The organism is Orlajensenia flava (assembly GCF_004801905.1).
GTDB lineage: Bacteria > Actinomycetota > Actinomycetes > Actinomycetales > Microbacteriaceae > Orlajensenia > Orlajensenia flava.
This window is the reverse complement of sequence record NZ_SSSN01000001.1, coordinates 55839-80131: the sequence shown is the minus strand read 5'-3', so window position 1 is coordinate 80131 and position 24293 is coordinate 55839. Positions and strand designations below refer to the sequence as shown.

Sequence of the window (24293 nt, the reverse complement as noted above, 5' to 3'; positions counted from 1 at the left end):
TGCCGTTCTTGGCGGCGTCCGGGTACATGTCGGGGCTCTTCAGCTCCACCTCGGTGTAGATCGAGTTGAGCTGGCAGACATCGACATCGCACGTGTCGTCGTAGCCGTACCCCTGCGGATACTTGTCCGCCATCGGGCCCGGTGAGAACGGGGCGTTCTCGAGATCGCGCGGCAGACCGATCATGACAGCGCGACCGGTGTTCGCGTCGACGCTCACCACCGAGATGCTGTCAGGCCGGAGGCCGTCGCGGTCCGGCCCGGCGTCGCCACCGAGGAGGAGGATGTTGTACTTGCCGTCGATCGGGGGCACCGACGGCCCGGCTTGGAACACCGATGACAAGAATCCGCTGGCGGTCGTGGCGAGGTACGCCCCGTAGGCCGCACTCCCGCTCAGACCGACCATGAGCGCAACGGTGAGCGCCGCGATCCACGCCCGTGCCGACGGCGCGGTACGGACGAAGCGCACCAGGCGCAGCGTGTCCAAGCTCAGGATGACCCACGTGACGGCGTAGAACAACAGCACGGCGGCGATCACCCACAGCGTGATCGAGTTGCTGAAGATCGAGTAGACGACCGTCCGTGCGAAGAACCACAGTCCCGCCAGGACGACGACGAGTGCCCACAGCGCGAGGGTGGTGCCGAGGCCGAAGCGTCCGAGGCGTCGGTTGCCGGCGAGCACCTGCGGAGAGCCCGGAATCAGCACGTTGAGCACGACGAGCCACCAGGCGCGACGGGTCATCAGCGTGCGCGACCCGGCATCCGGGTAGCGCATCGGGGAAGCGGTGGCGGTGAGGGCTGTCATAGTCGAGCTTGCAGGTCTGCGTTCTTCTGGGTGACGAGCGCCTCGAGGTCGGCCGCGTACGCCGCGAGTTTGTCGGCGAGGCTGTCGTCGGCCGTGGCGAGGATCTTCACGGCAACGAGCGCCGCGTTCTTCGCACCCCCGATCGATACGGTGGCCACCGGCACGCCGGCGGGCATCTGCACGATGGAGAGCAGCGAGTCGAGGCCGTCGAGTCGGCTGAGGGGCACGGGAACGCCGACGACGGGAAGGGTGGTGACGGATGCCAGCATGCCCGGCAGGTGCGCCGCTCCCCCGGCGCCCGCGATGATCACCTTGAGGCCGCGCACTCGCGCATCCGTGCCGTAGTCGATCATCTTGCGCGGCGTGCGGTGTGCCGAGACGACCTCGACCTCGAAGGGCACGTCGAAATCTCGGAGGGTCTGTGCGGCGTCGCTCATCACGGACCAGTCGGAGTCCGACCCCATGACGATGCCGACGATCGGGCTCTGCTCACTCACCCGTCGATAGTAGGCGGGAGGGCTGGGAGAAACCGGCATGGCGCGCGTGGAACATCGAATGCGGTGAGCCACCCGTCAGCTCTGGTCGGCTTCAGAGCCATCCTCCACGCCGAAGTTGAAGGGCGCGAAGATATCGCTTGCACCGGGAGCTGCGGGATCGTCGGAAACAGCGACGGCGTGTGCATTGAGATAGCCTGCGACAGGGCTGGGGCCTAGCTCAGCGCCGACCTCAGCGTCGATGAGGTTCTGACCGGCGCCGCTGTCTGTGGTCCAGTAAGTCCTGCCGCGCTGGGCTGCGAACGCGGATACGTCGTCTCCAGGCTTGAATCCCTGAACAGTGACGACGGACACCCCGTCGCCGACGATCGCACGATCGAAATCGACCATGTTCTTCATGCCGTGCTTGGGTCCCGTCGCCCCGGGTCCCCAGGCGACGCGCACACCCGCCCACCGAACGCCGGACCCGCCGGCATCGGGGTCGACCTCAGCCGGGGCACCCAGGACAGCCGACAGTGTGTCGACGAAGTGCGGGGGGTCGGAGTCGTAGGACAATTCACTTATCAGCGCCCCGTCCGCGGACTTAAGGTCGAGCTGCTCCGGACGGACGACGATGGATCGCACGGAAGTCAACGAACCCGCCGCGTTTGCCATGGCGACTGGAGATGGCGGCACTGACGTCTGACGAACATCGTGCGCCGCCGACGTCGCGCACCCGCTCAACAGGCCAACAAAGAGAAGCGCCCCCGCCGGTGCGGCCGTCCATCGAATCACGTATGCCCCCGGATCGTCGGCTCAGCGTGGCACATCGTTCCTCGACACTCGATATCCCCGTTCGGGGGGTGTTTCGAGGGTTGTCCTCGCTTGACCCAGCAGACAGAGTTGCACCCGCAAGAGGAGGATCGACATGGGGTTCCAGCAACGTGGGCTCACCATCGTATGTGTGCTCGCACTCGTCGGAGCATTGACGTCGTGCGTGACGACGCCGACCGCGCCGGCGGCCAGCGAGCGCCCTCCAGCCACGGCGTCGACCGTACCGTCGTCGCCGCCGCCGTCGGCGCAAGCCACCGCAACAGTCATCGACTTCGGCGGTGTTGGAGCGCTGCTCGTCGGCGACTCCGTTGCTCAAGCGAACGCCAAACTGGCGGGCTACTCGCGAGCGGACCAAGCCACCTGTCCGTTCCCGGCTTTCGTCAAAGCAGGTGCTCCGAGCATCTGGCTTCCCGATACGACCGATGCAGGCATGGTCGATGAAGTGGTCATCCAGGGCTGGGGTGAGCCGTCGGCGGTTGCGCTCGGTTCACCGCGAACGTCGTCAGGGATCGGAGTCGGTTCCTCTGTAAGCGATCTCCTCGCCGCATACGCGGATATCGAGCAGGTCGATGCGGCGGCGGGCACCTATTACACCCTCGCCGGCCCCGGCGGACGCTGGATGAACTTCGCATCGGCCGACGGCGCCACGGTCGATTCGATCGTGCTTCGGGATGAACCAAAGATCGACAGTGAGTACTGCGGCTGAGACAGGAACGCTTGCGCATCTCCGTGCGGACTGAGCGCAAGGAAGCGGCCCTTCACTGACGACGTTCGACCCGCCCGTAGACTCGCCCGGGTACAGAGCAACGGTTCTGCGGGCACGATGACAGGTCGGGATAACGATGGTGCGTTGGGGAGCAAGGATGCTCGCCGACCAGCGCGTGCGCTTCCTCATCGTGGGCGCGGTCAACACGGTGGTGGCGTACGTGCTCTTCGCCGTCTTCACGCGATGGGTGTTCGGCACCTCGCCGGGCGGTTACCTGCTCAGCCTCGCTCTCTCCTACGCGATCGCCATCGTGCTGGCGTTCGTGCTCTACCGCCGCTTCGTGTTCCGGGTGAGCGGCAACGTCGTCATCGACTTCGTCCGCTTCGTCGGGGTCTATGCGCTGACCATCACGATCAACTTCGTCGCGCTGCCGCTGCTGGTGGAAGCGCTGCGCGTGCCCGTGCTGATCGCGCAGGCGCTCATCGTGATCGTGGCGACCCTCATCAGCTTCTTCGGCCACCGCAGCTTCTCGTTCCGGCGGCCTACTCCACCAGCAGCGCAGCAGCCGCCCGCGCCTCGTAGCTGACGTCGTCGAGCTCGGTGCCGCCGGCGGTCACGTGGCCGATCTTGCGACCCGGCCGAGGCGACTTGCCGTAGTTGTGCACCTTGACGAGCGGATGCGCAGCGAGCGCGGCCGGGTAGCGGTCCTCGAGCGAGCCCGACGTCGGGCCGCCCAGGATGTTGACCATCACGGACCAGTCGTCGTGGCATCCGGTGGCGCCGAGGGGCAGGTCGAGCACGGCGCGCAGGTGCTGCTCGAACTGGCTCGTGGTCGACCCGTCGATGGACCAGTGGCCGCTGTTGTGGGGCCGCATGGCGAGTTCGTTGACCAGCAGCCGGCCATCCGTCGTCTGGAAGAGCTCGACGGCGAGAACGCCCGTGACGCCGACGCCCTCGGCCACCGCGAAGGCGATGTCGGCTGCCAGATCGGCGATGCGCCCGGCGGAATGCGGAGCGGGAGCGATGACCTCGGCGCAGACGCCCTCCTTCTGCACGGTCTCGACGAGCGGCCACGCGACCACCTCGCCTGAGGGCCGACGGGCCACGAGCTGGGCGAGCTCGCGACTGAAGTCCACCAGCTCCTCGACGAGGAGGTCACCGCCATTGCCGTCCTCGGCCAGCGCCGTGAACCAGTCATCGGCCTCGTGTGCTGCCCGCACGACACGCACGCCCTTGCCGTCGTAACCGCCCCGGGCGGTCTTGACCACCGCGCGGCCGCCGTGGTCATCGAGAAAGTCGGCCAGCTCGTCGGCGGACGACGCGCGCGCCCAGTCGGGCACGGGGAGGCCGAGGGATGCGAGCTTCTCGCGCATCAGCAGCTTGTCCTGCGCGTACTGCAGCGCATCCGGACCCGGGTGCACGGCCACGCCACGCGACACGAGCTCCCTGAGGATCTCCTGAGGCACGTGCTCATGGTCGAACGTGACGACGTCGACGGTATCGGCGAAGGCAAGCACGGCGTCACGGTCGCGGTAGTCGCCCACGGCAACGGCCGCGAGACCGGCCGACATCCCCTCCGCCTCGGCCAGCACGTGCAGCTCGATTCCGAGCTCGACGGCCGCCGGAATCATCATGCGGGCCAGCTGCCCGCCGCCGATCACGCCAACGATCATGGTGAGGACTCTCAGGTCGTGTCCGCTTCGCGCAGACGCTGTTCAGGATGCGTTGGCCGACCATGAATAGACTGCCCGGACGCACCACCCATCTTCGTCCATTCCAGCGACACGAGAGCACCCATGACCACCACAACGCAGACCCGCGGATGGCGCGCCCTGTTCGTCCAGGTCGCGCGCTTCGGCGCTGTTGGCGTGGTGGGGCTCGTCGTCGACATCACCTTGTTCAACATCCTGCGGGCAACCGTGTTCGCACCCGAGCACGTGCACTCCGGCCCGTTGCTGGCCAAGATCGTCTCGACCACGGCCGCGATCCTGGTCAACTGGATCGGCAACCGCTACTGGACGTTCGGAGACAAGCGCTCGAGCAGCACGGTGCGAGAGGGCGTCGAGTTCTTCGCGGCGAGCGCCGTCGGAATGCTCATCGGCCTGGGGTGCCTGTGGATCTCGCACTACGTGCTCGGCTTCACGTCGCAGCTCGCCGACAACATCTCGGGTAACGTCATCGGGCTGGTGCTCGGGACGGCCTTCCGCTTCTTCGCGTACCGACTGTGGGTGTTCGCGCCCCACCGCAGCACGCCGAGGCCCGCGCGAGTGCTACCGTCCGCCCCAGACAACGGTCTGGTCGGGGAGGGCTGACGGTTCCGTCTGCCACCGCACGACGCTGCCCGTGTCGTGGGCGCGATCGACGAGGTCGTGCAGCGCCTGCTGGACGAGTCCGGCACGCGGGACGTCCCGGAGCACGATGGGTTTGTCCGACCCCAGGTTGATCAGCACGTCTCCGCTGCGGAACGTGCTCTGCAACCAGCTGCGGCGGACGCTCACGTCGTAGACCCGGCCGAGCGCCACCTCTTGGCGCACGCGCACGAAGAACCCGCTGCGCACGATCACGCGGCGTGTCGTGATGGTCGTGCGCTGACCCATCCACCACAGCAGCGGCACCAGCCAACCGAACAGGGCGACAACCGCCAGAGCGCCCCAGACCGCGAGCTTCATTGACGCCTCGGGCAGGCCCCAGACGAAGTACCCCACCGCGCCGCAGCAAGCCACCAGGAGAAGCGACGGCCAGAACAGGACGCGGGCATGGCGGCGGACGCGAGCGACCGCCTTCTCACCGGGCGCCGGCTGGGGCGGCCGTGCAATCGACTCCCCCGTGGCGCTCATACGTCATTAATACCTCAGGTGGGTCACGTCTCCGGCTGCGACAGCCTGCAGTTCGCCGTTCTCGAGGTTCTCTACCACCAATCGGCCATCCGCGTCGATCGACCGCGCGACGCCGATCAGCTGCCGGTCTCCGGGAAGTTCGACGCGCACCCGCCGGCCGAGCGACCCGCACAGCGCACTCACCTCCGCCCGCAACCCGCTGGCGTCCGCATCGCCGCCGGCCCCCAGGAGGGCCCGATACAGCTCGGAGAAGGCCTCCAGATAGTCGGCGAGGATGGCATCGGCATCCGGTCTCTCGCCGGTAACGAGCAGCAACGAGGTCGACGCGAGGGTCGGCAGGTCGTGTTCGTCGAGCGTGAGGTTGACGCCCGCACCGATCACCGCCCCGGCACCGTCGGGGAGGAGCTCTGCGAGCACTCCGCAGACCTTGTAGCCCGAGATGAGCACGTCATTGGGCCACTTGAGGTCCACGACGACCTCGCCGGGTGAGCCGTCCTCCGCTGCACGCGCGGCCAGCCGGTCGACGAACGGGGCGACGGATGTGCTCACCGCCCGCGTCATCGCCGCGCCCGCGAGCAGGGGCAGCCAGCCGATGGCCGCCGGGGGCAGTGGGTCGCCATTCTCCAAGCCCGGCCGCACGAGGAGTGAGATCGCCAACGCCTTGCCCGTCGGCGCCAGCCAGGTGCGCCCGAGCCTGCCTCGACCCATGGTCTGGTTGTCGGTGACGACGACGGACAGGTCGGGCCACGACGCCGCGTCCGGCCCCACGGCGCGCGCGACCAGCTCGTCGTTCGTCGACGGGGCCTCGTCGAGGAATTCGAACGCGGCGGCAGCGACTCGGCTGCGGGGGAAGTCCATTCCGTCAGGGTACCGAGTGCGGCGAGAGCTCGGCAGCGTATACGAGGAGGACGAGGCGCAGGAGACGACTTGCTAAAATATTCTGATGTCTAGCCAGCTCACTCAACGCGACGAGTACACTCTCGGCCACCACGAGAGCGTGCTGAGGACTCACCTGTGGCGCACGGCAGAGAACTCGGCCGCCTACCTCCTCCCGAGCATCCGGCCCGACTCGCGCATTCTGGATCTGGGGTGCGGCCCGGGGACGATCTCGGTCGACTTCGCTCGGATCGCGTTCGCCGGCTCAGTCATTGGTATGGACGCCGAAACCAGTGTCGTGGCGCACGCACGCGCGCACGCAGCAGACGTCGGTGTGGACAATATCGAGTTCCTTCAGGGTGACGTCTACTCGCTGCCCTTCCCTGACGAATCCTTCGATATCGTGCATGCCCATCAGTTGCTGCAACATGTCGCGCGCCCCGTCGACGTCCTGAAGGAGGCGTTCCGGGTGCTCAAGACCGACGGTCTGATGGCAGCCCGTGACGTGGATTACGGCGGAGTCGCGTGGTACCCACGACTTCCGGGACTGGATGAGTGGATGACCGTTTATCGAGCGGTGCACGTCTGGAACGGTGGCGACCCGGACGCTGGGCGCTCGCTCAAGGCATGGGCTCACGCGGCAGGATTTTCGAATGTAGACGTCACCGCCTCCATCTGGAGTTTCGCGTCCGAGACCGAAAGGGAGTGGTGGGGAGGGGCGTGGGCCGAACGAGTCCGGGAGTCGACGTTCGCTTCTCATGCCATCGAATCCGGCCTTGCCAATATCGAAGCGCTCGAACGCATACGGACGGCTTGGCTGTCGTGGGTGGCCTCGCCCGATAGCACGTATCTCATGCCGCATGGCGAGATCATCGCGAGGAAGGCTTCCGTCGGTCACGAACCCTGACGGCGATCTTTGTAGGCTTTCGTCAACGGTTGCCCCGCATCCGTCCCGGATAGGCTGAAGCGCGTGACCGAGAACACCGCAGCCCCGGCCCCCGACATGTCGACGACGGCTGGAAAGCTGGCCGACCTCAAGAACCGCTTTCACGAGGCCGTGACCGCGAGCGGTGACGCGGCCATCGAGAAGCAGCACGCCAAGGGCAAGATGACCGCGCGGGAGCGCATCGACTCGCTCCTCGACCCGGGTAGCTTCGTCGAACTCGACGAGTACGTCCGGCACCGCACCTACGCGTTCGGGATGGAGGCCAAGCGGCCGTACGGCGACTCGGTCGTCACCGGCGTCGGCACCATCCACGGCCGTCAGGTGGCCGTCTACGCGCAGGACTTCACGATCTTCGGCGGATCGCTCGGCGAGGTAGCCGGGGAGAAGATCATCAAGGTCATGGAGCTCGCGCTCAAGACCGGCGTGCCGATCATCGGCATCCTCGACTCCGGTGGAGCCCGCATCCAGGAGGGCGTCGTCGCGCTCGGCAAGTACGGCGAGATCTTCCGGCTCAACACCCGTGCGTCGGGCGTCATCCCCCAGATCTCCATCATCTGCGGGCCAGCGGCCGGCGGCGCGGTGTACTCCCCCGCGCTCACCGACTTCGTGATCATGGTCGACAAGACCAGCCAGATGTTCGTCACCGGCCCCGACGTGATCAAGACGGTCACGGGCGAGGACGTCGGCATGGAGGAGCTCGGCGGAGCGCTCACCCACAACAAGACCTCGGGCGTCGCGCACTACCTCGCGAGCGACGAGTCCGACGCGCTCGATTACGCGCGCACCCTCATCGGGTTCCTCCCCGACAACAACCTCTCCGATCCGACCGTGTACGACAGCGACATCGAACTCGAGGTGACGGATGGCGACCGACGCCTCAACACCCTCATTCCCGATTCGCCGAACCAGCCGTACGACATGCGCACCGCCATTGAGGGCATCGTCGACCACGGCGACTTCCTCGAGGTGCAGCCCCTGTTCGCGCCCAACATCGTCATCGGCTTCGGCCGGGTCGAGGGTCGATCCGTCGGCATCATCGCCAACCAGCCCAACGCCATGGCCGGAACCCTCAACATCGACGCCGGCGAGAAGGCCAGCCGGTTCGTCAGGTTCTGCGACGCGTTCAGCATCCCGATCGTCACGCTCGTCGACGTTCCCGGCTACCTGCCCGGCACCGACCAGGAGTGGACGGGAGTCATCCGTCGCGGTGCCAAGCTGCTCTACGCCTACGCCGAGGCGACCGTCCCGCTGGTCACCGTCATCCTCCGCAAGGCCTACGGTGGCGCCTACATCGTGATGGGCTCCAAGCAGCTGGGTGCCGACATCAACCTCGCCTGGCCGACGGCCGAGATCGCCGTGATGGGCGGGCAGGGCGCCGTCAACATCCTCTACCGTGGCGAGATCAAGCGCGCGGAGGAGGCCGGCGAGGACGTTGCCGCCGTGCGCACCAAGCTCGCCAACGAATACACCTACAACGTGGCCAGCCCGTTCCTCGCGGCCGAGCGCGGCGAACTCGACGGCATCATCGAGCCGGCGGCCACCCGCGTCTCCATCACCAAGGCCCTCCGCGCCCTCCGCACCAAGCGCGCGAGCCTGCCGGCCAAGAAGCACGGGAACATCCCGCTCTGATGGACTCCGACCTGCCCGAGGACATCGGCGGCATCGAAGCCCCCGACATCGCCTTCCTGACGCGTGGCGTCAGCGCGGAGGAGGCCGCGGCCGTCTCCGCCGTCCTGGCCGCCGCGCTCGCCGAAGGATCGGATCACGTTGGGGCGACGGAGGCACCGGTTCCCACGCCGTGGGACCGGGGACGGCGATCGCTCAGGTCGACCATCACTCCCGGCCCGGGCCGCTGGCGCTCGTTCACCGGCTGACCCCGTGGCGTGTACCCCGCCACCGCGCGCTCCCGAACGAGGGGTGCTCGCGAGCTGCGGATACGCTTGTCCAGGAGCGAATGCTTTGTCCCCCGAAGTGATGACTTTTGTTATCGACAGGAGTGCGCCAACATAGGTGGGGAAGGCGCTTCCAGCGCCGACCTGCATCTCGCCGACCAGGGTAAGCGCGGCGGATGCTGAGCGGGTCACTGTGATATTCGGGTTATCACTGTGAAACGCGTTTCCGAAGGGGAGCCGGTCCACGATCGGCTCCCCTTCGTGATTCTGAGTGCCGTCCTCAGCCGCGCGGGATCTCCAGCCACAGGCGCACGTCGTCGCCGCTGTCGACTCCGAGGGCCTCCGCCTCCCCCACCGGACCGCGGCCTACGACCGTGACCGCCGCGAGGGATCCCGGGGCGACGGTGCGCACGATGATGCGCTCCGCATCCGTCGACGAGATCGCCTGGCTGAGGGAATCGAGCACGCGTGTTCGGCTGGTGTCGTCGAGATCGTCTAGACCGCCCTCGTCGAGCAGGGTGACGGCGGCGCCGCGCATCCGCGCAGCGCGAACCGCCTCGCGCACCCCGTCGTCGAGGAGCATGCGCCCCCGGATCTCGTCGCGGATGGCGGCCTCGAGCTGACGGCACTCCTCACGGCCGGCGGCGTCCAGCGTGCCTCGGGAGTCGACGATGCGACGCAGCATCGGGGCGGCGATGCGCGTGGTCGACTCCAACCGCACCTGGCGCTCGACCAGATGGGCATCCTGTGCCGCCTGCAGCTCGGACGCCTCGCGTTCGGCGACGGCGAAGGCCGCCGTGTCTCGAGCGGCGCGAGCCGTCGTCACCGTCGTCACCTGCGCCACCGCGACCCAGACGAGGCTGCCGATGACGCCGAGCGTGGCGAAGGAACCGAGCCCTGCCCACACCAGCGACTGCACCGTCAGGAAGCCCACTCCGACCCAGGCGATGACGAACCGGCCTCGCACCGCGACGATCGTCATGAGGGTGCCCACCGCGGCGACATACCAGGTGGCGTATCCGTTGTCGGCGTCGGGCTGCAGCACGGCGCAGACGAGAAGGGGCATCACGACCGCCACCGCGAGGTCCACTGCGGCGATCCAGGTGGGCAGCAGCCGCGCTCGGCCGGGCACGAGGCTGAGCGTCGTCGCCGTCGCGTACAGCACCATCGCGACGATCACCGGACCGGCCATCGACGGCGTCGCCAGCGAGGCGAGACCGAGGACGACGTGGTAAGCGGAGAACGCCGCGGCGAGCGCGACGACGATGATGCGGGGCACCCCGATCATGGCTGCGGCTCCCTCGACGGCCAGTGCAACTCGATCACGGCCCCGTCGCCCGGTCGCGAACGGACGACGGAGGACCCACCCACGCCCGCCATCCGTTCGCGGATGGAAACGCGCAGCCCCATCCGTTCGCGGGGAACCGTCGCGGGATCGAAGCCGACGCCGGTGTCGGCGACGACGATGCTGCAGCCATCACCGACCCGGGACACGTCGATGCGGCGGTCCACGACGAGGCCGGGAGCTCCCGCGTGCTGGGCGCTGTTGACCAGGGCCTGCACCGCGGCCGAGAACAGTGCTTCGGCGACGGCCGGAGGGAGCGTCTGGCCGCGCAGCCCGTGGGTGTGGACCACGGTGGACCCACCAGCGGACGCGATGCCCGCCCGAATGCGCCTCACCACCTGATCCACCGCGACAGGACCGCCGCTCGGTGCCTGATCACCGTCGTCGACGTCCTGCAGCCGCTCGAGAGCGGCGTCGGCCATCGCCTCCGCCAGGCGCGCCTGCTCCGGCGAGGTTGCCGAAGCAGCGGCCAGCAGGGTGGTCAACACGCTGTCGTGCACGAGCGCGTCGACCTGCACGCGCTCGGCCTCGCGGGCGTCGTGCCGAGCCACCTCCGCGTACCGCTCGAGCGCGGCCGACTGGGCAGCGTCGACCGCGCTCGAGGTCTGGCGCAGCAGCGACACGATGACCAGGGCCGCTGATCCGAGCACGATCGAGTAGACGGCGTCGAGGGCGGCCGCTCCGAGCGGCGCGGCGCCGCCGTCGGGGGTGAGACGAACGAACAGGTAGGCGATCGGGAGCGAGACCGTGTACACGGCGGCGACTCGGATCGGGTAGGCGAGGGCGGCGCTGACGGTCGCGACCGTGATGAGGTACCAGACCCACGGCTTGTCGGGGCCGATGACCGTCGGATCGGAGACGACGAACGGCCAAGCCACCACCACGATGAGGTAGAGGCCCGCGAACGAGCCGCAGACCGCCCCGACAGCCCGCATGGACAGGGTGGCGACCGCGACGGCCAGGATGCCGACGACGATGGCTCCGGCCACGATCCAGCCCCACCACCAGGAGAACGCGGGCATCTGCTGGAGCATGACCGGAACCGTCTGCGCCCCGAACAGCAGTCCGAAGGCCCCGGCAGCGCGGGAGAGCGCGGCGTCGATGCGCGTCGCGCTGAGGACCGGGCGCCGTTCGGGCGCGCTCAGGAGGGCTCGAACGCTGGCGGGAGCGCCGACGCCGACCTCCTCAGCGCTCATCCGCGTTATCCGCGTCGAGGCGAGGCAGGATGCCGTCCTCGACGGCGCGGCGCAGCAGGTCCACCTTTGTCGGGGCGGGCCGGCCGACCTCGACGTACTTCACGCGCACCCGATCGAGGTATTCGCGGGCAGTCGAGTGCGCTATTCCGAGGCGCTGGGCGACGATCTTGAGCGGAAGGCCCGAGGCGTACAGATGCAGGACGTCGCGCTCGCGAGGGCCCAGCTGCGCTCGGGCGAAGTCCGCATCCGCGTCGATCGCCGACGCCCACTCGAGATTATTGAGCACCTCGCCACGCGCCACGGTGGCGATGGCGGCCATCACCGTCGACATCGGCGCCGACTTGGGAATGACGCCGGCGGCACCGGCTGCAAGGGCCTCGCGGACGCTCGCCGCCCGGTCGGCGATCGAGTGCACGAGCACGGCCGCCCCCGTCGCCTGCGCGGACTTGACGTTGTCGCGCACCCGTGATCCGTCGCCGAGCGAGAGGTCGAGAACCACCACGTCGCACGGTCGTCCGAGCACCTGGTCGACGAGATCGGCGGCAGTCGGGCTCGTGAAGATCACCTCGTACCCCGCGGCATCGCAGGCCGACCGGAGGCCGAGCACCACGGACTCGTGGTCCTCCACGATCGCCACGTGAATGTGCTCCGTCACGCTGCTCCTCGCCTCCCTGTCCGCACCAGACTACGCACGCATCGCGTCTAGCGTCGCGTGAAGCTCGCCACCGCCTCGAGGTGATGCGTGTTCGGGAACAGGTCGAACGCCCGCAGGCCGGTCAGCTCGTAGCCGTGACCCCGCAGCAGGCCGGTGTCCCGAGCGAGGGCGACGGGATCGCACGCCACGTAGACCAGCTGGCGGGGTGCCAGTTCGGCGAGAGAGTCGATCACCGCTCTGCCCGCGCCGGAACGCGGCGGGTCGAGCACGACGGTGGCCGCCTCGAGACGACGACGGTCGGAGGCGGATGCAGTGCCGACCAGCTCGGCGAGATACCGGTCGACGCGTGCGGTGATGGCAGTCGCTCCGAGCCACTCCGCGAGATTTGCACCGGCGTGCTCGGTCGCGCGCTCATCGCTCTCGACACTCGTCACCCGAGTGGCGGAACCGAAGCGGTCGCCGATGGCGGCGGCCAGCAACCCCACGCCCCCGTAGAGGTCGAGGTTGGCCGCGCGGGCGTCGAACAGGTCTTCGTCAACGGCATCCTGCACCGCCGAGGTCAAGGTCGTCGCCGCGCTGCGGTGCACCTGCCAGAATCCGCCCGCGTCGACGGCGAAGCGCCGGTCGCCGACGCGCTCGTGCACGACAGCGTGGCTTCCTGCTGCGGTCGAAGCACGCCCGCGCCCGTCGCGTTCGGCCACGAGCAGCCTCGGCGCGTCGTCGCTCGGCGCGACGACGTCGATGGAGACGGCATGCGGATGCCGTTCGCCGAGGGGGGCGATCGCCGCAGCGGCATCGGAGGCGAGCGGCAGGCTGTCGACCGCCACGACATGATGCGATCGGGCGGCGTAGGGTCCCACCACGCCGTCGCGGGAGACCTGGAGGCGGACGCGCGTGCGCCATCCGGTCGCCTCGCCGCCGATCTCCTCGACCACCGCGTCAGTGCTGATGCCGCCGAACCGCTGCAGGGCGTCGACGAGCACTCGGCGCTTCAATTCGCGCTGGTGCTCGTCGGTGATGTGGCCGAACTCGGCTCCGCCGGCGCGCTCGGTGGGCGTCCGATCGACGGATGCCTCCCGCCAGACGTGCTCACGCCGCTCGGGGGCCGCCTGCAGCACACGCAGCGTCTCCGCACGCCAGAAACTCGCGTGACGGGTGTCGCTGACGCGCGCCAGCACCCGCTCCCCGGGAAGGGTGTCCGCGACGAACACGACCCGGCCATCGTAGCGAGCGACGAAGACTCCGCCGTGGGCTACGTTGGTGACGTCGAGCTCGACCTCGAGGGCGTGGTCGACGTGATCGTCCACGGCGGGTCGTGAGTAACGGCGTCGATTCGTGGCCATCATCCGAGCATCCCATACCGAAGGGCGCCCGTATGCGGCTCTACCTCGCCTCCACGTCGCCGGCACGCCGGGCCACCCTGCGTGCCGCGGGAATCGAACCCCTGACGATCGCGCCGGAGGTCGACGAGGAGGCGCTGGTGGCCTCCGTCGAGGCCGACTTGGCGCGCCCCCTCGATGCCTGGACGATGGTCGAGCTGCTCGCGCGGGCGAAGGCCGAAGCTGTCGTCGGCCGCGACGTCGACGGGGGGCCGATCGACGGCCTCATCCTCGGTGGCGACTCGGCCTTCCTGTTCGACGGGCGCATCTACGGCAAGCCGCATCGCCCCGAGCTCGCCCGGGAGCGCTGGCTCCGGCAGAGCGGTCGCACGGGCGTGCTCTACTCCGGCCACTGGCTCGTGGACCATCGCGGCGGAAGGCTCGGCGGTTCCCGCGGGGCGGTGGCGCAGGCGACCGTGACCTTCGCCGAGGTGGACGCCTCCGAGATCGACGCCTACATCGCCACGGGGGAACCGCTCGAGGTCGCTGGAGCGTTCACGATCGACAGCCTCGGCGGCCCGTTCATCCGTTCCGTGCACGGCGACCCGAGCACGGTGATCGGGCTCTCGCTGTCGACGCTGCGCGATCTCGTGCGGGCACTGGGGGTCGACTGGCCCGATCTCTGGACTCGCGACTGAGGATCGCCGCGCGTTTGTCGGTTCCTGCAGGGGTGGAGCGGGTTTATTGTCCATCCCACTCAAAGCGGGCCGACCGATGCACCCTAGGCTGGATGATCATGCCGCGTATCACCAAGGTCCTCATCGCCAATCGGGGCGAGATCGCCGTCCGTGTCATCCGTGCTGCTCGCGACAGCGGCATCCTCTCGGTGGCGGTCTACGCCGACCAGGACCGCGACGCTCTGCACGCCCGACTCGCCGACGAAGCATACGCACTGGGTGGCTCGACGAGCGCCGAGACCTACCTCGTGATCGACAAGCTGCTCTCCATCGCCCGCCGCTCGGGGGCCGACGCCGTGCACCCGGGTTACGGGTTCCTCGCCGAGAACGCCGACTTCGCCCGCGCCGTCATCGGTGCCGGCCTGACCTGGATCGGCCCGAGCCCCGAGGCCATCGAACGGCTGGGAGACAAGGTCTCCGCTCGCCACGTCGCGGAGAAGGTCGGCGCCCCGCTCGCGCCGGGAACCCTCAACCCGGTCGCCGACGCGTCCGAGGTGCTCGACTTCGTCGACACGCACGGCTTGCCCGTCGCGATCAAGGCGGCCTTCGGTGGCGGCGGCCGCGGCCTCAAGGTCGCCCGCACCCGCGAGGAGGTGCCCGAGCTCTTCGAGTCGGCCACGCGCGAGGCCGTCGCCGCGTTCGGTCGCGGGGAGTGCTTCGTCGAGAAGTACCTCGACGAGCCGCGCCACGTCGAGACGCAGTGCCTCGCGGATGCGCAGGGCAACGTCGTCGTCGTGTCCACGCGCGACTGCTCGCTGCAGCGCCGCCACCAGAAGCTCGTCGAGGAGGCACCGGCCCCGTTCCTGACCGAGGAGCAGAACGCCGAGCTCTACCGTGCCTCGAAGGCCATCCTGAAAGAGGTCGGCTACCTCGGCGCCGGCACCTGCGAGTTCCTCATCGGCAAGGACGGCACCGTCTCGTTCCTCGAGGTGAACACCCGCCTGCAGGTGGAGCACCCCGTGTCGGAAGAGGTGACGGGCATCGACCTCGTGCGCGAGCAGTTCCGTCTCGCGGAGGGTGGAACGCTCGACTACGACGACCCTGCCCCGCGCGGTCACTCGTTCGAGTTCCGCATCAACGGGGAGGACCCGGGCCGCCAGTTCATGCCAGCGCCGGGACCGGTGCACGTGTTCCGGCCGGCCGGCGGCCCGGGCGTCCGCGTGGACACCGGTGTTCAGGCCGGCGACGTCATCAGCGGGTCGTTCGACTCCCTGCTCGCCAAGCTCATCGTCACAGGCGCCACACGCGAGGAGGCCCTTGACCGGGCCCGCCGGGCGCTCGACGAATTCGAGGTGGCCGGTCTGCCGACCGTCCTGCCCTTCCACCGGGACATCGTGCGCGACCCGGCGTTCGCGCCTGAGGACGGGAAGCCTTTCAGCATCTTCACCCGGTGGATCGAGACCGGCTACGACAACACCCTGGAGCCGTGGAGCGGTGAGGCGGAGGCGCCGGCACAGCCTGAGAAGCGCAACAACGTCGTCGTCGAGGTGGACGGCAGGCGCATCGAGGTCAGCCTCCCGCAGAAGCTCTTCGCCGGATCCGGGTCGGCGTCTACCGCCGCGCGTACGGGCGGAAGCGCGCCCGGTCGGCGCGCCGAGCATCATGCGGTCAACACCGCGACCGGCGATGCCGTCAAGGCGCCCATGCAGGCGACGATCGTCAAGCTCGCCGTCGCCGAGGGAGATCAGGTCGTCAAGGGCGACCTCATCCTGGTGCTCGAGGCCATGAAGATGGAGCAGCCGCTGACCGCTCACAAGGACGGGCGCATCGAGAACGTCAATGCCGCCGTCGGGTCGACGGTGTCGTCGGGCCACTTGCTGCTGAGCATCGCCGACTGACGGGTCTCGATACGCCTGCCAGCGCTGGTCGAGTAGCGCAGACGCGCCAGCGACTCCGCGTATCGAGACCCTCGCACGTGCGCGTGGCGGGTTTCGATTCGCGAGCTCCTTCGTCGCTCGCTACTCAACCAGCGGGTTCGTTCAGAGGTTGACGATGTGCATCGCGCGGGCGGCATCCGAGATGGAGCCCGACAGCGACGGATAGACCGGGAACGCCTCGGCCACCTGGTCGACGGTCAGCCGGTTCTCCACCGCCATCGCGAGAGGAAGCACGAGCTCGCTCGCCTTCGGAGCGACGATGACGCCGCCGATGACGGTGCCGGATCCGGTGCGCGCGAAGAGCTTGACGAAGCCCTCCTTGATGTTCATCATCTTGGCGCGCGGGTTCGACGCCAACGGCAGCTTGTAGATCTGCCCCTGCGCGATGCCCTCCTCGATCTGCTTCTGCGTCCACCCCACGGTCGCGATCTCGGGCTGCGTGAAGATGTTCGACGTGATGTTGCGCTCCTCGGGCGGGTTCACGATGTCGCCCATGGCGTGGAACATCGCGGTACGGCCCTGCATGGAGGCGACGGATGCCAGCGGTGGGAACGTGGTGCAGTCCCCCGCAGCGTAGATGTTGGGGATCGACGTGCGCGCGACCCGGTTCACCCGGATGTGCCCGCTTGGCGTGAGCTGCACGCCGGCCTGCTCCAGGCCGATGCCCGTCGTGTTCGGGACCGATCCGACCGCCATGAGGCAGTGCGATCCCTCGACCGTGCGGCCGTCCGACAGCGTCGCTAACACACCCGTCTCGGTGCGCGTGACACTCTCGGCACGCGACTTCGACAGCACGTTCATGCCGTTGCGGCGGAACGCGTTCTCAAGCACGCGTGCGGCATCCGCGTCCTCGCCTGGAAGCACCTGGTCTCGGCTGGAGATGAGCGTCACCTCGGCGCCGAGCGCCCGGTAGGCCGACGCGAACTCGGCGCCCGTGACGCCGGAGCCGACCACGATGAGGTGCTCGGGCACGCTCTTGAGCCCGTACAGCTGCGTCCAGGTCAGGATGCGCTCGCCGTCGGGAACGGCCGACGGGAGGATGCGCGGGCTGGCTCCCACGGAGATGACGAGGGTGTCGGCCTCGATGCGGTCGAAGTCGGTTCCGTCGTTGCCGAGCGCAGTCGAGACGATGAGGGCGCTGGTTCCGTCCAGGCGACCTTCGCCCTGCACCAGCCGCACGCCGGCATCCTCGAGGTTGCCGGTCATGTCCTCGGACTGCTGGCGCGCCAGCCGCAGCAGTCGCTTGTTGACGGCGGCCAGGTTGATCGCCACCTCGGGCTTCACCGGCTTGCCCGTCTCGCCGCGCGCGTAGAACTGCACGCCGAGGTCGGCGGCCTCCTTGATGGAGTTCGACGCCTCGGCGGTGGCGATGAGCGACTTGGACGGCACGACATCCGTCAGCACGGCGGATCCGCCGACGCCGATGCGTTCGACGAGCGTCACCTCGGCACCCTGCTGGGCGGCGGCGAGCGCCGCTTCGTAACCGCCGGGACCGCCTCCGAGAACCGCGATTCTTTGGGTGCGCTCGAACTCGTAGGCCATTGCCCTATTCTCTCGCACCGACGGATGCCGCTCCAAACGCGGGGCCCGTGACGCGCCCCTAGAGTGGAGGGATGCACGACTCGACGACGAATCCGCTGGACGCACCCGATGCAGACCCCTTCGAGATCGCTCGCATCGCAGCGGCCGAGATCGCGGAGCGCACGGGAGTCGCCCAACACGACATCGCCCTCACGCTGGGAAGCGGATGGGGCAAGGCGGCCGACCTGCTCGGCGAGACGATCGCGACCATCCCCGCCGCTGAGATCACCGGCTTCAGCAAGCCCGCCCTCGAAGGCCACGTGGGGACGCTGCGCTCGGTCACGCTCCCCGACGGCCGGCACGCCCTCGTCATCGGCGCGCGAACGCACTACTACGAGAATCACGGCGTGCGCCGGGTCGTCCACAGCGTGCGCACGGCGGCCGCCACCGGAGCGAAGACGATGATCCTCACCAACGGGGCGGGCGGCATCCGCGAGAGCTGGACACCCGGGACGCCGGTGATCATCAGCGACCACATCAACCTCACGGCCGATTCCCCGCTCGAGGGCGCCACCTTCGTCGATCTGACCGACCTCTACTCCCAGCGGCTCCGCGACGTGGCCAGGACCATCGACCCCGGGCTCGACGAGGGCGTGTACTGCCAGTTCCGAGGACCTCACTACGAGACTCCCGCCGAAGTGCAGATGGCCAAGACCATCGGCGGCCACATCGTCGGGATGTCGACGGCCCTCGAGGCGATCGCCGCCCGGCAGGCCGGCATGGAGATCCTTGGCATGAGCCTCATCACCAACCTCGCCGCCGGCATCCAGAAGACGCCGCTCAGCCACGAGGAGGTCATCGACGCCGGGCGCAAGGCCGAGGCCGTCATCAGCGACCTGCTGGCCCGCATCGTCGGCGCGATCTAGGGCGACGCGATGACCGATACGGATGCGACCACCCGCGTTCTCGCGCGCGCCGAGGCGTGGCTGGCCCAGGACCCCGATCCCGAGACCCGCACAGAACTGCAGGGCGTCATCGATGCCGTGGGGGGCGGGGATGAGGATGCGCTCGCCGACCTGCACGACCGGTTCGATCAGCGTCTCGCGTTCGGCACGGCCGGCCTGCGGGGGGCGATCGCCGCCGGTTCCAATCGCATGAACCGCGTGCTCGTCGGGCAGGCCGCCGCCGGCTTGGCCGCGTACCTCACGAACCACGCGCCGATCGGATCGAAGCCGTCCGTCGTCATCGGCTACGACGGTCGCAAGAACTCGCAGGTCTTCGCCCAGGACTCGGCCGAGATCATGGCGGGCGCCGGCATCCGTGCCATCCTGCTCCCCCGCCTGCTGCCGACACCCGTGCTCGCGTTCGCGGTCCGGCACCTCGATGCCAGCGCCGGCGTCATGGTCACCGCATCGCACAATCCGCCCCACGACAACGGCTACAAGGTCTATCTGGGCGGCCGGAATCACGGCTCGCAGATCGTGTCTCCCGCCGACGCGGAGATCGCACAGGAGATCCTCTCCGTCGCATCGACCGTCAGTGTGCTCGATCTGCCGCGATCGGAGCCCGAGACCGCCCCCGAGTCGGTCGTCGAGGCCTACATCGGCGTCACCGCGGCGGTCGCCCGTCCGGTGCGCGCTCAGGTGAACACCGTCTACACCGCGATGCACGGCGTCGGATGGGAGACGTACTCGGCCGTGATCGCCGAGGCCGGCTTCGATGAGCCGCACGTCGTCACCGCGCAGATCGAGCCGGATGCCGCGTTCCCCACCGTCGCGTTCCCCAATCCCGAGGAGCCGGGCGCGATGGACCTCGCGTTCGCTGAGGCACGTGCGCGGGAGGCCGAACTGGTCATCGCCAACGATCCCGACGCCGATCGGCTCGCCATCGGGATTCCGGATGCCGCGGCCGTCGACGGTTACCGACGTCTCAGCGGCAACGAGGTGGGACTGCTGCTCGGATGGCGGGCGGCCGAGGCGAACGCGCACGGACGGCATCCGTCTGAAGGTACCCTCGCGTGCTCGATCGTGTCGTCACCGGGGTTGGCGGCGATCGCCCGGCACTACGGACTGGACTTCTCGAACACGCTCACCGGCTTCAAGTGGATCTCGCGCGCGCCGGGCCTGGTGTTCGGGTTCGAGGAGGCGCTGGGGTTTCTGGTCAATCCCGAGACGGTGCGCGACAAGGACGGCATCTCGGCGGCGTTGGCCTTCCTCTCGCTTGCGAGCGAGCTGAAGGCGGATGGCAGCGACATCCGTCGGCACCTCGAGCGCTTCGCGGAGACGTTCGGGGCGTTCGCCTCGAGCCAGATCTCGGTGCGGGTGACCGATCTCGACGACATCGCCCGGCTCATGCGGAGTCTGCGCGACGATGCGCCCTCTCATATCGGGGGCATCCGGGTGGATCGGGTCGACGACCTCTCGCACGGGTTCGGATCGCTTCCGCCGAGCGATGTGCTGCGGGTCTGGCTGGATGACGGGTCGCGCGTGATGATCCGTCCGAGCGGCACCGAGCCGAAGCTCAAGGTGTACATCGACGCCTCGAGCGAGGACGGAACGGTCACCGAACGGATCGCCGCCGCCGATGCCGCGGTCGCCACGATCGACGCGGGCATGCGCGAGTTGCTGCGGGCGCGCTCCGAACCATCGGAGTAGCAAGCGATCAGCCGACGGCGACCTCGAGTTTCGCGGAGATCTCCTCGAGGTCGAAGTAGTTCTGGATGACGACGACGTCGGCGTTGGTCGCGCCGATGTGATCGACCAGTTCGGGAGACGTGAGGATCACCTGGGCGTCGGCCGCCGCGGCGGCCACACCCGCGACATCCGAGGCCGTGACGTCGGCGTCGACACCGATGCGGTCCAGTGCCCGCTCCGCGTTGAGCTTGAGGATGGCGGCCGTTCCGATGCCCACGCCGCAGATGGCCACGATCTTCACGCTGTCGCCCCCAGGATCTCGCGGATGGCACTCGGGCTCTCGGCGCCGGCGAGCGCCGGGATGACGCTCGCGTCGTTGAAGATGTTGGCCAGTTCGGCGACCAGGCCGACGTGCTCGTCGGCTGTGGTGACAGCAAGTCCCACCACGACGCTGACGGGATCGTTGTGCGGGTGCCCGAACGAGACGGGTTCGGCGAGGGTGATGACGCTGAGGCCGTCTCGCTTCACGTCCCGTCCCGGACGGGCATGTGCCAGCGCCAGTCCCGGAGCCACGACCACGTAGGCGCCGAACGTGTCGATCACGCCGACCATCCGTTCGGTGTAGGCCGCGGTCGTCGCTCCCGAGCGCTCGAGCGCGTGACCGCTCGCGCGCACGGCGCCGCGCCAGTCGGCGACCTCTGCGTCGATGTGGATCGCCCGGTCGGGCAGCGGCGGGAGCACGGACGACCTCTCGGATTGATAGTGGGCTGGTTGGCCGTAGGCGGTCAGGCCTGGTCGAACCCCGAGCTGATCGCGTCGATCAGCTCGTCGCGCTCCTCGAGTGAGAGGAAGGCGGCGGATGCGGCGTTCAACTGGAACACCTCGAAGTCGTCGAGGTCGTAGGAGAACGCGTCGGCCAGCAACGCGAGTTCGCGCGAGATGGAGGTTTGGCTCATCAGCCGGTTGTCGGTGTTCACGGTGACGCGGAAGTCGAGCTGGTAGAGCAGGTCGAACGGATGGTCGACCAGCTCGTCGCCCCACTGCGCGATCGCACCGGTCTGCAGGTTCGACGACGGCGCGAGCTCGAGGGCCACCTCGCGGTCCCGCACCCATTGAGCGACAGGTCCGAGCGTGACGTAGGTGTTGGAGTCGTCCTCGCGCTCGACCGAGATGTCCTCCGCCAAGCGAACACCGTGCCCCAATCGGAGCGCGCGGCCGTCGAACAGGGCACCGCGGATACTGTCGATGCCGTCGGCCTCGCCGGCGTGCACCGTGACGGGCAGGTACTCGGTGGCCAGGTAGTCGAAGGCGCTCAGGTGATTGCGGGCGGGGAAGCCCAGTTCTGCACCGGCGATGTCGAAGCCGACGACGCCACGGTCGCGGTGCCGGACGGCGAGTTCGGCGATCTCCATGCCACGATCGGCGTGCCGCATCGCCGTCACGAGCTGGCCGATGCGGATGCGGGCGCCCGACGAAGCGACGTCGTCGATCCCCTGCTCGATGCCCGTCTGCACGGCCTCGACGGTCTGGTCGAGGGTGAGTCCCCTGGCGAGGTGCTGCTCGGGCGCCCAGCGGATCTCGCCGTAGATCACGCCATCCGCCGCCAGATCCTGCACGAACTCGCGCGCGACCCGCTCGAGTCCCTCGGTCGTCTGCATTACGGCGGTGGTGATGTCGAAGGTCTTGAGGTACTCGACGAGCGAACCCGAGTCGGACTGGTCGGCGAACCAACCGGCGAGCGCCGCGGCATCCGTCTCAGGCAGATCGAGATCGATCGCATCGGCCAGCTCGATGATGGTCTGCGGGCGCAGGCCGCCGTCGAGGTGGTCATGCAGCGAGATCTTGGGGAGGGCGTTGATGCTCGTGCGCCCACCGGGAAGCAGGTACTCCGTCGGAATCGTGTTCACGTCATCCAGCGTATCGGCGCGGCCCTCTCGCCGGTCACCCCGTTGTGGGCGACTTCCGTGCGCGTGCCGAGGCGCGTTATGGCACCGCGCCGACCAAAGGATGGGCGTTATGGCACTTTCGCCGAGCGGGCTGCGCGCGTCGGGTCGAGCCATGCGCGTTATGGCACTTCTCGGTGAGCGGATGCGCGTTATCGCACCGACGGCACGGTGACGTCTCACGCCGCGACGCTATCAGCACGAGCGGATGCGCGTTATGGCACTTCCCGGTGAGCGGATGCGCGTTATCGCACCGATGGCACCGTGACGGCTCCCGCGGTGCGCTGTCAGCGGGAGCGGATGCGCGTTATGGCACCGCGCGGACCAGCGGATGCGCGTTATGGCACCGCCGGCGCGGCGGGCGGGGTGGGCGAGCAGCGTCAGGCGGTGATGCGGTCGGCGATGAGCGGACCGCCATCCTGAACCGGCTCGCCCGCATCACCGACGCGGTAGGAACCCTCGAGTGCTTCCAGTGCCCGCACGAAGCGCTCGGGCTCGTCCGCACTCAACGTGAACAGGGGCTGACCGGCCGTGACGGCGTCGCCCGGCTTGGCGTGCAGGTCGATGCCCGCTGCGTGCTGCACGGGGTCCTGCTTGCGGGCCCGACCGGCACCCAGACGCCACGCCGCGATGCCGAACGGAAGCGCCTGCTGCTCGACCAGGACCCCATCGCGCTCGGCCGCCACAACGTGGGTCTCCTTCGCGACCGGCAGCGCAGCGTCGGGATCTCCGCCTTGGGCGCGGATGACCTCGCGCCACTTGTCCATGGCACGCCCGTCATCCAGCGCCGCCTCCACATCGACGTCGGGCTTTCCGGCCAGCGTGAGCATCTCGCGCGCCAACGCGATGGTCAGCGCCCGCACGTCGGACGGACCGCCGCCCCCGAGAACCTCCACCGACTCTCGTACCTCGTTGGCGTTGCCGATGGCGAGGCCGAGGGGCACGTTCATGTTGGTCAGCAACGCAGAGGTGGCGACACCGGCATCCGTCCCGAGCTCCACCATCGTGCGCGCGAGCTCCCGCGAACGCTCGATGTCCTGCAGGAACGCGCCGGAACCGAACTTCACGTCGAGCACGAGCGCGCCGGTGCCCTCGGCGATCTTCTTCGACATGATCGATGAGGCGATCAGCGGGATGGCCTCGACCGTCCCGGTGATGTCGCGGAGCGCGTAGAGCTTGCCGTCCGCGGGGGCGAGACCGCTGCCGGCCGCGCAGATGACGCCGCCGACATCGCGCAGCTGGTCGAACATCTCCTCGGGGCTGAGTGATGCCCGCCAGCCGGGGATGGACTCGAGCTTGTCGAGCGTTCCGCCGGTGTGGCCGAGGCCGCGACCGGAGAGTTGCGGAACGGCCACGCCGAACACGGCGACGAGCGGCATGAGCGGCAGGGTGATCTTGTCGCCCACGCCACCCGTGGAGTGCTTGTCGCTCGTGGGCTTGCCGAGGCCGGCGAAGCTCATCCGCTCACCGCTGGCGATCATGGCCATGGTGAGATCGCGGATCTCGCGCCGCTCCATGCCATTGAGGAAGATCGCCATCGTCATGGCCGACATCTGCTCGTCGGCGACGTAACCGCGTGTGTATGCGTCGATCAGCCAGTCGATCTGCTCGGTGCTCAGCTCGCCACGATCGCGCTTCACGCGGATCAGGTCGACGACGTCGAATGCCTCAACGGCCATGGTGGTTCCTCACTGCGGGTGA

General features: G+C 68.7%; 24 protein-coding genes and 1 pseudogene. 10 read left to right on the top strand and 15 right to left on the bottom strand.

The features are described 5' to 3' along the window. From E6C70_RS00395 to E6C70_RS00385, 3 genes and pseudogenes are all read right to left on the bottom strand, one after another. Positions 1 to 802 (bottom strand): annotated as a pseudogene (locus E6C70_RS00395) (LCP family protein); the annotation flags it as partial. Beyond that, positions 799 to 1338 (bottom strand): 5-(carboxyamino)imidazole ribonucleotide mutase, encoded by a 540-nt coding sequence (purE, locus tag E6C70_RS00390; protein WP_136421160.1) that lies wholly within the window; start codon positions 1336 to 1338, stop codon positions 799 to 801. The pseudogene E6C70_RS00395 and the gene purE, both read right to left, overlap by 4 nt. Positions 1339 to 1374: 36 nt before the next feature. Next, a complete protein-coding gene (locus tag E6C70_RS00385; protein WP_136421159.1) occupies positions 1375 to 1920 on the bottom strand; it encodes a hypothetical protein in 546 nt (181 codons plus the stop codon). 352 nt (positions 1921 to 2272) lie between these two features. Here E6C70_RS00385 and E6C70_RS00380 point away from each other — a divergent pair, with 352 nt between their 5' ends. Then, entirely contained in the window at positions 2273 to 2815 is a 543-nt protein-coding gene (locus E6C70_RS00380; protein ID WP_136421157.1) for a hypothetical protein, read from the top strand. 157 nt (positions 2816 to 2972) lie between these two features. Further along, positions 2973 to 3401, top strand: a complete 429-nt coding sequence (locus E6C70_RS00370; RefSeq protein WP_235833208.1) for a GtrA family protein — start codon at positions 2973 to 2975, stop codon at positions 3399 to 3401. Here E6C70_RS00370 and E6C70_RS00365 read toward each other — a convergent pair. Then, entirely contained in the window at positions 3358 to 4488 is a 1131-nt protein-coding gene (locus tag E6C70_RS00365; protein ID WP_136421153.1) for a 5-(carboxyamino)imidazole ribonucleotide synthase, read from the bottom strand. The genes E6C70_RS00370 and E6C70_RS00365 overlap by 44 nt on opposite strands. A gap of 123 nt (positions 4489 to 4611) precedes the next feature. On the opposite strand from E6C70_RS00365, the gene E6C70_RS00360 reads away from it, so the two are divergent. Next, positions 4612 to 5127, top strand: a complete 516-nt coding sequence (locus E6C70_RS00360; protein WP_136421151.1) for a GtrA family protein — start codon at positions 4612 to 4614, stop codon at positions 5125 to 5127. Here E6C70_RS00360 and E6C70_RS00355 read toward each other — a convergent pair. Together E6C70_RS00355 and E6C70_RS00350 are read right to left on the bottom strand one after the other, a co-directional pair. Then, complete coding sequence (locus tag E6C70_RS00355) at positions 5086 to 5652, bottom strand: PH domain-containing protein (RefSeq protein WP_136421149.1); 567 nt, start codon at positions 5650 to 5652, stop codon at positions 5086 to 5088. The genes E6C70_RS00360 and E6C70_RS00355 overlap by 42 nt on opposite strands. Positions 5653 to 5658: 6 nt before the next feature. Then, the gene (locus E6C70_RS00350; protein WP_136421148.1) at positions 5659 to 6510 is read right to left on the bottom strand and encodes a biotin--[acetyl-CoA-carboxylase] ligase; all 852 of its coding nucleotides are present in this window, start codon (positions 6508 to 6510) and stop codon (positions 5659 to 5661) included. An 85-nt stretch (positions 6511 to 6595) separates the two neighbouring features. Between E6C70_RS00350 and E6C70_RS00345 the strand changes: the two genes are divergently transcribed. The 3 genes from E6C70_RS00345 to E6C70_RS00335 all read left to right on the top strand — a co-directional run bounded on the left by E6C70_RS00345 (position 6596) and on the right by E6C70_RS00335 (position 9348). Beyond that, entirely contained in the window at positions 6596 to 7435 is an 840-nt protein-coding gene (locus E6C70_RS00345; protein WP_136421146.1) for a methyltransferase domain-containing protein, read from the top strand. Between the two features lie 96 nt (positions 7436 to 7531). Next, a complete protein-coding gene (locus E6C70_RS00340) occupies positions 7532 to 9103 on the top strand; it encodes an acyl-CoA carboxylase subunit beta (RefSeq protein WP_136421186.1) in 1572 nt (523 codons plus the stop codon). Then, complete coding sequence (locus tag E6C70_RS00335; protein WP_136421144.1) at positions 9103 to 9348, top strand: acyl-CoA carboxylase epsilon subunit; 246 nt, start codon at positions 9103 to 9105, stop codon at positions 9346 to 9348. The genes E6C70_RS00340 and E6C70_RS00335 overlap by 1 nt, the downstream gene beginning before the upstream one ends. A 298-nt stretch (positions 9349 to 9646) precedes the next feature. On the opposite strand, the gene E6C70_RS00330 is transcribed toward E6C70_RS00335, so the two are convergent. From E6C70_RS00330 to E6C70_RS00315, 4 genes are read right to left on the bottom strand one after another with little or no spacing between them, the layout of a single operon-like run. After that, complete coding sequence (locus tag E6C70_RS00330) at positions 9647 to 10654, bottom strand: DUF8320 family protein (protein ID WP_136421142.1); 1008 nt, start codon at positions 10652 to 10654, stop codon at positions 9647 to 9649. Beyond that, complete coding sequence (locus E6C70_RS00325; RefSeq protein WP_136421140.1) at positions 10651 to 11907, bottom strand: sensor histidine kinase; 1257 nt, start codon at positions 11905 to 11907, stop codon at positions 10651 to 10653. Before E6C70_RS00325 ends, E6C70_RS00330 begins: the two co-directional genes overlap by 4 nt. Beyond that, positions 11897 to 12562, bottom strand: a complete 666-nt coding sequence (locus E6C70_RS00320) for a response regulator transcription factor (protein ID WP_136421138.1) — start codon at positions 12560 to 12562, stop codon at positions 11897 to 11899. The genes E6C70_RS00325 and E6C70_RS00320 overlap by 11 nt, the downstream gene beginning before the upstream one ends. Before the next feature lie 47 nt (positions 12563 to 12609). Beyond that, on the bottom strand, positions 12610 to 13908 hold the full coding sequence (locus E6C70_RS00315) for a class I SAM-dependent RNA methyltransferase (RefSeq protein ID WP_407921004.1): 1299 nt from the start codon (positions 13906 to 13908) through the stop codon (positions 12610 to 12612). Positions 13909 to 13937: 29 nt separating this feature from the next. On the opposite strand from E6C70_RS00315, the gene E6C70_RS00310 reads away from it, so the two are divergent. Continuing rightward, positions 13938 to 14579: a Maf family protein gene (locus E6C70_RS00310; RefSeq protein WP_136421136.1), complete on the top strand. Its 642-nt coding sequence runs from the start codon at positions 13938 to 13940 to the stop codon at positions 14577 to 14579. A gap of 98 nt (positions 14580 to 14677) precedes the next feature. Continuing rightward, the gene (locus tag E6C70_RS00305) at positions 14678 to 16456 is read left to right on the top strand and encodes an acetyl/propionyl/methylcrotonyl-CoA carboxylase subunit alpha (protein ID WP_136421182.1); all 1779 of its coding nucleotides are present in this window, start codon (positions 14678 to 14680) and stop codon (positions 16454 to 16456) included. 141 nt (positions 16457 to 16597) lie between these two features. Here the strand turns inward: E6C70_RS00305 and E6C70_RS00300 are convergent, their stop codons facing one another. Beyond that, a complete protein-coding gene (locus E6C70_RS00300) occupies positions 16598 to 18037 on the bottom strand; it encodes an NAD(P)H-quinone dehydrogenase (RefSeq protein ID WP_136421134.1) in 1440 nt (479 codons plus the stop codon). A 71-nt stretch (positions 18038 to 18108) separates the two neighbouring features. On the opposite strand from E6C70_RS00300, the gene E6C70_RS00295 reads away from it, so the two are divergent. Continuing rightward, positions 18109 to 18942, top strand: a complete 834-nt coding sequence (locus E6C70_RS00295; RefSeq protein ID WP_136421132.1) for a purine-nucleoside phosphorylase — start codon at positions 18109 to 18111, stop codon at positions 18940 to 18942. A gap of 9 nt (positions 18943 to 18951) precedes the next feature. Beyond that, positions 18952 to 20670 carry a phospho-sugar mutase gene (locus tag E6C70_RS00290; protein WP_136421130.1) on the top strand — a complete coding sequence of 573 codons (1719 nt, stop codon included), beginning with the start codon at positions 18952 to 18954 and terminating at the stop codon, positions 20668 to 20670. 7 nt (positions 20671 to 20677) lie between these two features. On the opposite strand, the gene E6C70_RS00285 is transcribed toward E6C70_RS00290, so the two are convergent. The 4 genes from E6C70_RS00285 to E6C70_RS00270 form a co-directional block, all read right to left on the bottom strand. Continuing rightward, positions 20678 to 20950, bottom strand: coding sequence for a PTS sugar transporter subunit IIB (locus tag E6C70_RS00285; protein WP_136421128.1), 273 nt, complete (start codon positions 20948 to 20950; stop codon positions 20678 to 20680). Beyond that, positions 20947 to 21390 (bottom strand): PTS sugar transporter subunit IIA, encoded by a 444-nt coding sequence (locus E6C70_RS00280; RefSeq protein WP_136421126.1) that lies wholly within the window; start codon positions 21388 to 21390, stop codon positions 20947 to 20949. Before E6C70_RS00280 ends, E6C70_RS00285 begins: the two co-directional genes overlap by 4 nt. Before the next feature lie 44 nt (positions 21391 to 21434). Continuing rightward, entirely contained in the window at positions 21435 to 22547 is a 1113-nt protein-coding gene (locus E6C70_RS00275; protein ID WP_235833210.1) for an adenosine deaminase, read from the bottom strand. Between the two features lie 425 nt (positions 22548 to 22972). Further along, positions 22973 to 24271 carry a thymidine phosphorylase gene (locus E6C70_RS00270; protein ID WP_136421122.1) on the bottom strand — a complete coding sequence of 433 codons (1299 nt, stop codon included), beginning with the start codon at positions 24269 to 24271 and terminating at the stop codon, positions 22973 to 22975. Positions 24272 to 24293: the final 22 nt, after the last annotated feature.